1 protein-coding gene and 3 pseudogenes are annotated in these 2,195 nt (G+C 40.1%); all 4 read left to right on the top strand.

The features are described from left to right. Positions 1–65 (top strand): annotated as a pseudogene (locus tag FEK66_RS26160) (lipoprotein); the annotation flags it as partial. A gap of 160 nt (positions 66–225) precedes the next feature. Then, positions 226–1,530, top strand: a complete 1,305-nt coding sequence (locus FEK66_RS25470; protein ID WP_135495635.1) for a beta/gamma crystallin domain-containing protein — start codon at positions 226–228, stop codon at positions 1,528–1,530. A 257-nt stretch (positions 1,531–1,787) separates the two neighbouring features. Beyond that, positions 1,788–1,892: pseudogene (locus FEK66_RS25465) on the top strand (IS630 family transposase); the annotation flags it as partial. A gap of 200 nt (positions 1,893–2,092) precedes the next feature. Continuing rightward, a pseudogene (locus FEK66_RS25460) lies at positions 2,093–2,195 on the top strand (transposase); the annotation flags it as partial.

Genomic DNA, 2,195 nt, shown 5'->3' with positions numbered 1-2,195 from the left:
CGATGGTCAAAGCACTAAACCGGATGACGTTGTTGGGTATGCCGGACAGCGTTCGGATCGCATAACAAGGGTTCTAGCGGCTGACTCTGATTTATTCAACAAAGCCGACGGGAGCTGCAATTTCTAAAAATTGCAAATTGCAAAATTTAATCTAGCCTTTACCTTGGTATCATTGTGATTACCAAAAAATAGTTGGTTATTTATCAAATGACAAGGTGCTAAATTATGAAAAAAGAAGGTAAAAAAAACACTCCGAGCTTAGCAAGAGAAGTAGCATTTTATCGGCAAAAGAACTTTGGTGGCACTCCTGAGTATTATGATGTTTATAATGACATTACCTTTTGGGAAGGGGATCAATATAACGATAAGTACTTATCACTTAAAGTTATTGGTAATGTAAACGTGCACTGCTATCAACACTCTCATGGTACGGGAATATATAAAGTATATAAACAAGGTGATCATCCTGATTTATCTGAAATGGGAGGTCTATCAAAATTTTGGATTGCTCCCGCGGGAAGTGATGGTGGAGGAGATGAACCTCATGACTGGTCTATAGCTCTACGGGTGGTTGATGATGTATTCAATGAAAATAATGAGTCAGGACGTTATAAAGGAAGATTCGCGGCTCCTGGGTTAGGTACAGTATCCCCTTTATCTGAATCTCCGGATATATCTGATCAGGATGCTCGTTACAGTCTTTTAACAGGTAAAGGAAATACCATTGACATCAACTGTGGGATTGATATTTTTTATGTGAAAACCAATGCACTGGTGACAAGTGGGCAGATTATTTTTACTTATAACACAAGTACCGGTTCGGTGAGTATTACAAGACAATCCATTACTAATTTATTGGTTGATGCGAGGATAGAGAAAAAGGACAATACTCGATATGATGTAAATCTTAGTGTAAAAGATGGAGTTACTCCTCCTGGTGAAGGGTATATGAACATCCACAGAGCAGTGTGGAATGGTGCATCAATGTTCAAATTTACAGGGCGGGGTACTCCTAATGCTCAAGCTACTATTTGGACTAGAAATCCGAATGGCATAGGTGAGAAAATTGCTGACGTGGATGCTGGGGGAAACTGGCAATATGAAGGAGGAAGACCTCGTTATGGTTTTGTTCAAGAAGGATATTATGATGATGGAAAACCCAGATTTACACTTACTGTAGAACAAAAAGATGCAGCTCCTACAATTGACAAAAGCGATGTTTTATATGCAGCACCAGATATAATTTATCCATTATGGGGTGGGATGCTTCAAAACCCTCTTCCAGAATTTTATGGTAGCGCTTATTATAATCCATCATTTAAACCGGTAGTTGTTATTAGTGACGGGAGAGGAAATGAATTAGGTAGAGCTGAAGTTGACCCTGACGGTAGTTGGCGTTTTACACCAAGAAATGGATTACCTCCTGGTGATTATTTTATGACTGCCGAAGTATTTTTTTCTGAAAGCATTCCTATTAACAGGCAGTTTAAATCTGAAACCATAGAGGTACTGATTTCAGTAGTGGAATAATTTTTAAATCGTGGCGGCTTAAATCGCCGCCATTTTTTCGAACAACTCGGGAGTTCATAATTCAGTCAGCAATGAATTGTTACTGGTGGAATAATTTTACTTTTTGGCTAACTGAAAGGTAGCTGATGCCATATTAAAACTATCAGCATACCTTTAAATAGCTGCGCGGAATAGTAGATCACTTATAGGGAACTCAGCCCGAATTGTGCGATCTGAACAATCGCTAAATAAAAACAAATCACCAACCGGACTGAGCTATGCCGATCATAGCACCAATACCTCATGACGATCGACGCCTGATGCAGAAAGCTATCCACAAAACACGCGATAAAAACCATTCCAGCAGATTCACCTCCATGCTGAACAAGAATATCAGTTGTTGAGATTCATTATTTATCGTTGAACATGCCCCCTTCAGAATATCCAGTGGATAAGCTTCTAATCGTCAAACTTTTTGTTCTTATTTTATACTGTTCCGTGCCACCATATTGATGTATTTCTAAAGTATATTGACCACTTGAGGTAAAGTTAACATTGTAAGTGGCGTCAAATGGGGCCGTACCATGCCCGCCGAAAAATCCACGAAGTTCACGTCCGTACCCCGTCAGCCCTGACGGAGGAGGCGCTGAAACGGATCGGCGAGCTGTATGCCATCGAGTCGGAGA

This window comes from Escherichia sp. E1130, from assembly GCF_005781065.1.
In the GTDB taxonomy this organism is placed as follows: domain Bacteria; phylum Pseudomonadota; class Gammaproteobacteria; order Enterobacterales; family Enterobacteriaceae; genus Escherichia.
This window is presented reverse-complemented; position numbering and strand designations above follow the sequence as displayed.